We start from the raw sequence: 8919 nt of genomic DNA on the forward strand, positions 1-8919 counted from the left end.
CTAGAACACGGACGACGAGGAGCAACCGGATGTCCGCCAGCACACCCCTGCCCCGAAACGAGGACGTCGGTGACCGGGCCGAAATCCCGCTGGACCGCAGGGACGAATGGGTCCGTCTGCGCGAGCACCGCGACCGATTCGGTGCCACACATCTGCGCCGCCTGTTCGACGAGGATCCCGGGAGGGCCGACCGGTACACCCTCGATGTCGGATCCCTGCGCGTCGACTATTCCAAGAACCTGATCACCGACCAGACCCTGGGCCTGCTCACCGACCTGGCCGCCGCCACCGGGGTCGCCGGCCTACGGGACGCCATGCTGCGTGGTGAGCACATCAACCTCACCGAGGATCGCGCGGTCCTGCACACCGCCCTGCGCGCACCTGGCGAGGCGGTCATCCACGCCGACGGACACGACGTGGTCCCCGCGGTGCACCGGGTCTTGGAGAAGATGGCCGACTTCGCCGAGAAGGTGCGTTCACGCACCTGGCTCGGACATACCGGCAAGCCGGTGACCCGAGTGGTCAACATCGGTATCGGCGGGTCCGATCTGGGGCCGGCCATGGCCTATGAGGCGCTGCGTCCCTACACCGACCGGGGGCTGGAGTTCCGCTTCGTCTCCAACGTCGACGGTGCCGACCTGCACGAGTCGCTCATCGACGCCGACCCCGAACGCACCCTGTTCGTGGTGGCCTCCAAGACCTTCACCACCATCGAGACCATCACCAACGCCGCCGCCGCTCGGGAATGGCTGCTCAACGGCCTGGGCGCCGGTTCTGAGGCCATCGCCCGGCATTTCGTGGCCGTGTCCACCAACGCCGACGAGGTCGCCGGGTTCGGCATCGACACCGCCAACATGTTCGAGTTCTGGGACTGGGTGGGTGGACGCTACTCCTATGACTCGGCCATCGGTCTGTCCCTGATGGTGGCGCTGGGCCCCCAGGAGTTCCGCCGCATGCTCGCCGGGTTCCACCTCATGGACGAGCACTTCGTCACCGCGCCGGTGGAACGGAACCTACCGTTCCTGCTCGGCCTGCTAGGGGTGTGGTACGGCGGTTTCTTCGAGGCCCAGTCGCACGCGGTCCTTCCCTACAGCCACCACATGTCGCGTTTTCCCGCCTACCTGCAACAGCTCGACATGGAATCCAACGGCAAGTCCGTCCAGCGTGACGGGCGGCCCGTCACCTGGCAGACCGGGCCGGTGGTGTGGGGCACCCCGGGCACCAACGGCCAGCACGCCTACTTCCAGTTGCTGCATCAGGGCACCCGGTTCGTCCCGGCCGACCTCATCGGCTTCGCCCTCCCGGCCCCGGACCTGCCCGAGAACCTGGTGCCCCAGCACGACCTGCTGATGGCCAACCTGTTCGCGCAAGGTCAGGCGCTGGCGTTCGGGCGGACCGGGGAGGAGGTCGCGGCCGAGGGGGTACGCCCCGAATTGGTGCCGCACCGTACCTTCGAGGGCAACCGACCCACCACCACGATCCTCGCGCGGCGACTCGACCCCTCGACGTTGGGTCAGCTCGTGGCCCTGTACGAGCACAAGGTGTTCGTGCAGGGCGCGGTGTGGAACATCAACTCCTTCGACCAGTGGGGCGTCCAGCTCGGCAAGGTCCTGGCCAAGAAGGTGGAGCCCGCGCTCACCGAGGGCGCCCAGGTGAGTGACCTGGACACCTCCACCGATGCTCTGGTGCGCCGCTACCGGGAGCTGCGCGGCCGGTAGCGGGCAGGGGCCGGGTCCTTGGGCAAAAGGAGTCCCGGTCCCTCGTCGTCGAACCTGAGTGCTCTTTCGCTGATCGATGGTCGGCGCGGACACTGGAAACCCCCTCCTCCCCTCGTGCACACTCTTCGTGGTCTGGTAGTCACGCACGGGGAGAGTGGGGGCAGGGGTCCATGACCACGCCGATGGACGTGCCCGAGTCGTCCCAGCACGCCGACCCCGAAGCGGTCACCGCGGGAGCGGAGAACGCGGCCGGCAGATCACTGCGCCAGATCGCTTGGCAGCGCTTCCGGCGAGACAAGGTCGGCATGGCCGGAGGCATCGTCGTCCTCTTCCTCATCCTCGTCGCGTTGTGCGCACCCTTGCTCACCACCTGGTTCGGTCAGCCTCCCAACCAGTTCGACCAAAGGCTCATCGACCCGCTCACCGGCGGTGTCCTGCGTGACCCCGACGACACCTCCCGGGGACTCGACCCCTGGGGCGGCATCAGCGCCCAACACCTTCTGGGCGTGGAACCCGTCAACGGACGCGACCTGTTCAGCCGCATCGTCCACGGTGCCCGCACCTCACTGCTGGTCGCGACCGTCGCCACCTTGGTGTGCGTCCTCATCGGCACCGTCCTGGGAGTCCTCGCCGGTTACTTCGGTGGTTGGGTCGACACCGTCATCGGCCGCGCCATGGACATCTTCCTGGCCTTCCCTCTACTGCTGTTCGCCATCGCCCTGGTCGGTGTCATCCCCGACGGAGCCTTCGGGCTGGAGGGCAACAACCTGCGCATCGGCGTCCTGGTGTTCATCATCGGCTTCTTCAACTGGCCCTACATCGGCCGCATCGTGCGTGGACAGACCCTCACCCTCAAGGAACGCGAGTTCGTGGAGGCCTCCCGCAGCCTGGGGGCGAGCAGTGGACACATCGTCTTCCGCGAGATCCTGCCCAACCTCATCACCCCCATCCTCGTCTACTCCACCCTGCTCATCCCCACGAACATCCTGTTCGAGGCGGCCCTGAGCTTCCTGGGCGTGGGTATCAACCCGCCCATGGCGACCTGGGGCGGGATGCTCGAGAACGCCCTGCGCTTCTACACCATCGCGCCGCACTTCGTGCTCATCCCGGGCCTGGCCATCTTCATCACCGTTTTGGCGTTCAACCTCTTCGGTGACGGCCTGCGTGACGCCTTCGACCCGCGCTCGTCCGACTGACCGGCCCGACCGGACGCACACCGGCACGTGCGCCGCACGACCCCACCAGCGAATTCGATCAGGAGGCAAGGTGAGCACCCATCACTTCACGCGTCAGGGGCCGCACCGGTGGCGTCGCCTGCTCCGACGAACCACCGCTCCGGCCGCGGCAGGCACCGCCCTGACCCTGCTGTTGGCCGCTTGCGGTGGCGCCGGAGGTGGCGGCGGTGGGGGAGAGTCGGACGCCGAGTTCAACGAGGGGGAGACGACCATCGTCAATCCCTCCGACGAGACCGGTGGCACCCTGCGCTACGCCATCGCCGCCGACTTCGACTCGCCCGATCCGGGCAACACCTACTACGCGTTCAGCTGGAACTTCTCCCGCTACTACGCGCGCACCCTGCTCACCTACACCGAAGCCCCCGGCGAACAGGGCATCGAACTGCGACCCGACCTCGCCGAGGAGATGCCTCAGGGCAACGATGACTCCACCGAGTGGACCGTACGCATCAAACAGGGCCTGCGCTACGAGGACGGTACGGAGATCACCGCCCAGGACATCAAGTACGCCATCGCGCGCAGCAACTTCGGTGACCGGGCACTGCCCAATGGGCCCAAGTACTTTCAGGACCTGCTGGCCAATAGCGACGACTACGAGGGCCCCTACGCCGACGGGGGAGACCCGCTCGAGGGGTTCGACGGGATCGAGACGCCCGACGACCATACGCTGGTCTTCCACCTGAACACGAGCTTCTCGGAGTTCCCGTACCTGCTCATCCAACCGCAGACCGCGCCGGTGCCCGCCGACGCCGACCGGGGTGAGCAATACCAGAGCCACGTGATCTCCTCGGGGCCGTACAAGTTCGACGGGGAGTACCGTCCGGGGGTGTCCCTGAACCTGGTGCGCAACGAAGAGTGGGACGCCTCGAGCGACCCGACCCGCAGGGCCCTGCCCGACCGGGTCGAGGTGCAGCTCGGAGTCGATCAGAACGAGATCGACCAGCGACTGGTCAACGGTGAACTCGACGTGGACCTCGGTGGCGCGGGGGTCGGCCCGGCGATGAGGGGCACCCTCATCGCCGATGAGGGACAGCGGCACAACGTCGACAACCCGCAGGGCAACACCTTGCGCTACCTCAACGTCAACACGGTCGTGGAGCCCCTCGACGACCTGGCCTGCCGCCAAGCGATTCTGTACGCGGCCGACCGTGACGCCCTCCAACGTGCCTGGGGTGGTGACACCGGTGGCGACATCGCCACCCAGATCATGCCCGGAGCGCTGCCCGGGGCGGACCCCTCCATCGATCCGTATCCGTCCGAGGACGGCAGGGGCGATCTGGAGATGGCCCAGGAAAAGCTGGAGGAGTGCGGGGAGCCCGATGGGTTCTCCACCTCCATCGGTGCCCGTGCCGACCGCCCTTCCGACGTGAGTACCGCCGAAGCGCTCCAACAGGCCCTGGCCCGGGTGAACATCGAGACGCAGATCAAGCAGTACCCGTCCGACACCTACACCAACACCCAGGCGGGCTCCCCGGACTTCGTGCACGAGAACGACCTGGGGCTGACCGTGTACGGGTGGGCGCCGGACTGGGCCAGTGGCTACGGGTTCATGAGCAAGATCCTGGACGGGGACGCCATCCAGGACGCCGGTAACTCCAACATCTCCGAGCTGGACGATGACCAGATCAATGAGTGGTTCGACGAGGTCGTCGCGGTGGAGGACGAGGAGGAAAGGGCTCAGATCTACCAGCGGATCGACGAGCGGGCCATGGAACAGGCCGCGATCCTGCCGGCGGTGTTCGAACGCACCGTGCTCTATCGGCCGACCAACCTGACCAACGTGTACTACCACGCGGGCTACAGCATGTACGACTACATGGCGTTGGGAACCACCAGGGAATAGGTGGAGCGTCTCCGCCGACATCGGCCGCGTCTCTTCCGGCTCGGCCCCGACACGGAGCGTCCGCGTCGGGGTCGAGCCCGCTTGAGCGGTGATGATCCTCCCGGTGGGGAACACGATGGGCTCGGTGGCTCCGAGCCGACCCGCGAACTCCGCTCGATCTCCTTTTCCTCCCGAAGACACCCTGCGCGAGGCCGAGAGGAGCACGACATCGTCGCACGGCGACTTTCCTCACCGAGTGGCCACGTCATGGTCCACTACGGGTAGCGTGACAGGTCGGACCATTCGCCTCCCGCCGGCGGAGGTTCCCGGTTCCACTCCATCGGTCCCGTAGTCGGACCGAAGAGGGACCGTGTACCCGGTACCGCGCTGCCACGGGTCCGACAGGAACGGCGAGACGGCCCTTGGGACCGTGGCGAGGCTCGTCCACAGCTGGGGAGGTCCCGTGGTGTCCGCTTCCATCATCAGTGAGTCAGCACCCTGGGAACGTGGGGGTTCCAAGGAGGAGGGGAGCCTTCGGCCCACTTCGGGAACGAACGGCTCCGGGAGGTCCTCGGTCGAGGCCCGCCTTCGACACGCCGCGCGTGAGGTCGGCAACATCCTGCAGCCTGAGCGTTTGGTGGAACAGGCCGTGTGCTCTCCCGTGCCGGAGGTCGCGGACCTGTGTCTGCTCTTTCTTCCCGAAGAAGGCGGTGCCGTTCGCTGGACGGGAGCCTTCACGGCCGAGGGCGACCTTCGTCGGATCGTGACCACCGAAGGTGTCTGGCCCGCTTCCACCGCACTCGACGTCAACTGGCTGGGCGAGCTCTTGGACGGGGCGCGTACGGTGGTCGAACCCAAGCCCGATGATCCCGTCGAAGGACTCGTCACCTCGATGGTCGGGGAAGGCGCCCTTCCGGGAGCGTTGCGAGCGTTCGCCGTTCCCGGGCTGCCGCGGGTCGCGGGCGCGCTGGTGGTGCACCGGACCTCCGGATCCTTCGCCACCGACATCGAAGCGTTGACGGAGTACGCCGAGCGTGTGGGGACCGCTTTGAGTTCGGCGCGCATGTACCAGTACCAGGCGCGTACGGCTGCGACCCTCAAGGCCGCGCTCGTGCCCGAACCATTGCCCGTGATCGAACACGCGCTCCTTGGGGCCTCGTTTCGTTCCGCGGTCGAGGCCGAGCGTATCGGGGGTGACTTCTACCAGGTCAATGAGGTGGAAGAGGGGTTCGACTTTTCCTTTGGCGACGTGTGCGGCAAGGGCAACGACGCGGCACTGTTGACCGGCATGATCCGACAGTCCTTGGCGGCCCTGCGGTTGGTGGAACAGGATCCCCAACGTTTGTTGGAATTGCTCAACGTCCTGCTCCTGCGGACCGACCCGGAGAAGTTCAGCACCATGCTTCTGGGGACGGGGCTACCCCTGCCCGGGGGCGGGTTGCGCATTCGTATGGCCGGAGGGGGACACATGCCTCCGTTGGTGGTCGGCGTGGACGGTTCGGTGAGGGAGGTGGTCGTGGGTGGTCTGTTCGTGGGAGCCCTGGAGGAAGCGGTCTTTCGTACCGTGGAGTTCACCTTGGAGCCCGGGGAAGTGATGGTCGCCTACAGCGATGGCGTCACTGAGGCCCGCAACCCGCTGTTCGGCGGGCAGATGCTCGGAGAGCAACGCCTGTCCCGCCTGCTCGGTGAATGCGGGAGTATGCCCGCGCCGGCGATCTGCGACCGGATCGCCCAGGTCGTGGACGATTGGTTGGACGGTGGAGAGCACGACGACATCACCATCTTGGCGATCCAGGCCCGTCCGGCCGGAGAGGGAGGTACCGGATGAGTATCGGTGGGAGCATCACACCGACCGAGCCGGCGCGGCATCGGACCGATCGGCTCGCCGACGCCTTCTTCGAGCGGGTGCGGATCAGGGACGAGGAAGGCGCTCTGGAGCTGATTCGCCAGGCACTGGCCACCGGCGCCGACCATGAGACGATCCTGCTGGAGGTGATCGCCCTCGTCCAGACGCGTGTGGGCGTGATGTGGCAGGCCAACGAGCTGTCGGTCGCTCAGGAGCACGCGGCGACGCACGTGAGCGAACGCGCCACGGGACTGGTACTGGAGCATGGGCTGGCCCGCATCGGGAGCACTGATCGACGAGGGACCGTGGTGGCGGCCTGTGTCGAAGGGGAGTGGCATGGGCTGCCGGTCCGGCTACTGGGCGACGTGCTTCGTTTGCGTGGCTGGAGGGTCACGTTCCTGGGGGCCAGCGTCCCCGCCCACCACTTGGCCGTGTACCTGCAGGAGGCCACTCCGGACGTGGTCGCTCTGAGCTGTTCCCTGCCCTCTCATCTGATCAGTGCCCACGGTATGATCACCGCCGCCACCCGTACCGGTGTGCCCGTCATCGCAGGGGGAGCGGGGTTCGGTCCTGACGATTCCCTGGCCAGAGCACTGGGGGCCACCCTGTGGGCGGCAGATGCTCGCTCGGCCGCCGATCTGTTGGAGCGTGAGCTTCCGCTGACGCTCCCTTGGCCGGTCGAGGAGGTGTTGGCCCCTCCGGCGGAGTACGCGAGCCTGGTGCGACGCCGGCGTGACCTGGTGCGTTCGGGGACGGAACACTCACGCAGGTCCTACGAGGCACGTGGACTACGTCTGGGAGAAGCCGCTCTGGACCGCACGGTCGAGGACCTGGGACATATCGTGGACTTCCTCGCGACCGCGCTCTACGTGGACGACGAGAAGGTCTTCACTCGATTCCTGGATTGGACCCGCGTGGTCCTGCGCACGCGAGGCGTGCCCTTGGACAGCGTCGCCGAGGTACTGCTGTTCCTCGAACGTGAATTGTTCGACTATCCCCGCACGTGTGCGATCCTGCGGTCCGGGCGAGCCTTGTTCGACGGTGTTCGAGCGGGCGGAGACGCACGGGGTCGATCCTTTGCGTCATTAATTCGTGACTCTGGGTTACCGTAGGGGCGGAAGGTGAAGGCCTGACACGGGCCGACACGGCTGGACTGGCCCCTACGGACAGAAGGCACGAGCGTTGCTGACCTACATCCTGCGCCGTCTGGGCGCCGGTCTGCTCCTGTTGGCCGTGGTCACCATGGTCACCTTCGCGATCTTCTACGTGGTACCGCGCTGGGCGGGACGCACCACGGAACAGCTCGCCACGATGTACGTGGGGCGCGCGCCGACACCGGAGGCGATCCAGGCCACCATCGAACGGCTGGGGTTGGACCGACCGATCGCCGTGCAGTTCGGCGAGTTCGTCCGGGGCATCTTCCTCGGGGCCGAGTACCGGTTCGGACGCGAGACCATCGAATGCTCCGCCCCCTGCTTCGGGTACTCCTTTCAGACCTATCAGGAGGTCTTCCCCGAGATCCTGGCGCGGCTGCCGGTGACCGGTTCCCTCGCCCTGGGGGCCGGCGTCATCTGGTTGGTCGGCGGGATCGCGGTGGGTGTGATCTCGGCGGTGTTGAAGGGTAGTCTGTTCGACCGCTTGGCGATGGGCGTGGCCCTGGCAGGGGTCTCATTGCCGATCTTCTTCACCGGTCTGCTGGCCCTGGCCTTCCTGGTGCACGCCTGGGGGCTGTTCGGCACCCCCGGCTACGTGCCCTTCACCCAGGACCCCTTCGGGTGGGTCCAGGGCCTACTCCTGCCGTGGCTGACCTTGGCTTTCCTGCACGCGGCCATGTACGCCCGCCAGACCCGCGCGGGCATGTTGGAGACCCTGGGCGAGGACTACATCCGCACCGCACGGGCCAAGGGGCTGAGCGAACGCAAGGTCGTGCTCAAGCACGCCCTGCGCCCCACCCTGACCCCCATCGTCACCATCTTCGGTTTGGACCTGGGGTTGGTCCTGGGCGGCGCGGTCCTCACCGAACAGGTCTTCTCCCTCAACGGGATCGGACGTTACGCGGTCCAGGCCATCACCCAGAGCGACCTGCCGGTGATCCTCGGAGTGACCTTGTTCGGTGCGTTCTTCATCGTCATCTGCAACCTGATCGTGGACCTGGTGTACCCGCTGATCGACCCGCGCGTGCGTCTCCACGACTGAGTGCCCCGACCCAAGAGAGGCGTCCCACATGAGTGATTCCGCTCCCGTCGACATGGTCGTGCGCGTGGACGACCTGCGGGTGACGTTCCCGACGATGGACGG

At 66.8% G+C, this 8919-nt stretch carries 6 protein-coding genes; all 6 read left to right on the forward strand.

What is annotated here, in order from left to right; translation table 11 throughout:
• Nucleotides 1–29 precede the first annotated feature (29 nt).
• The 6 genes from pgi to D472_RS0116585 all read left to right on the forward strand — a co-directional run bounded on the left by pgi (nt 30) and on the right by D472_RS0116585 (nt 8817).
• Nucleotides 30–1718 (forward strand): glucose-6-phosphate isomerase, encoded by a 1689-nt coding sequence (gene pgi, locus D472_RS0116555; protein WP_017605592.1) that lies wholly within the window; start codon nt 30–32, stop codon nt 1716–1718.
• A gap of 170 nt (nt 1719–1888) precedes the next feature.
• On the forward strand, nt 1889–2914 hold the full coding sequence (locus D472_RS0116560) for an ABC transporter permease (protein WP_026117767.1): 1026 nt from the start codon (nt 1889–1891) through the stop codon (nt 2912–2914).
• A gap of 70 nt (nt 2915–2984) precedes the next feature.
• Nucleotides 2985–4796: an ABC transporter substrate-binding protein gene (locus tag D472_RS0116570; RefSeq protein ID WP_017605594.1), complete on the forward strand. Its 1812-nt coding sequence runs from the start codon at nt 2985–2987 to the stop codon at nt 4794–4796.
• Between the two features lie 445 nt (nt 4797–5241).
• Nucleotides 5242–6603, forward strand: coding sequence for a PP2C family protein-serine/threonine phosphatase (locus tag D472_RS0116575; RefSeq protein WP_152447982.1), 1362 nt, complete (start codon nt 5242–5244; stop codon nt 6601–6603).
• A complete protein-coding gene (locus D472_RS0116580; protein ID WP_017605596.1) occupies nt 6600–7733 on the forward strand; it encodes a cobalamin B12-binding domain-containing protein in 1134 nt (377 codons plus the stop codon). Before D472_RS0116575 ends, D472_RS0116580 begins: the two co-directional genes overlap by 4 nt.
• A gap of 70 nt (nt 7734–7803) precedes the next feature.
• On the forward strand, nt 7804–8817 hold the full coding sequence (locus D472_RS0116585; protein WP_017605597.1) for an ABC transporter permease: 1014 nt from the start codon (nt 7804–7806) through the stop codon (nt 8815–8817).
• The last annotated feature ends 102 nt before the right edge of the window (nt 8818–8919 follow it).

This window comes from Nocardiopsis alkaliphila YIM 80379 (assembly GCF_000341005.1).
Classification (GTDB): Bacteria; Actinomycetota; Actinomycetes; order Streptosporangiales; family Streptosporangiaceae; genus Nocardiopsis; species Nocardiopsis alkaliphila.

Bases quoted from the DNA above. Each gene is read 5' to 3' on its own strand.
- pgi (WP_017605592.1), top strand. From the start codon at position 30: ATGTCCGCCAGCACACCCCTGCCCCGAAACGAGGACGTCGGTGACCGG.
- D472_RS0116560 (WP_026117767.1), top strand. From the start codon at position 1,889: ATGACCACGCCGATGGACGTGCCCGAGTCGTCCCAGCACGCCGACCCC.
- D472_RS0116580 (WP_017605596.1), top strand. From the start codon at position 6,600: ATGAGTATCGGTGGGAGCATCACACCGACCGAGCCGGCGCGGCATCGG.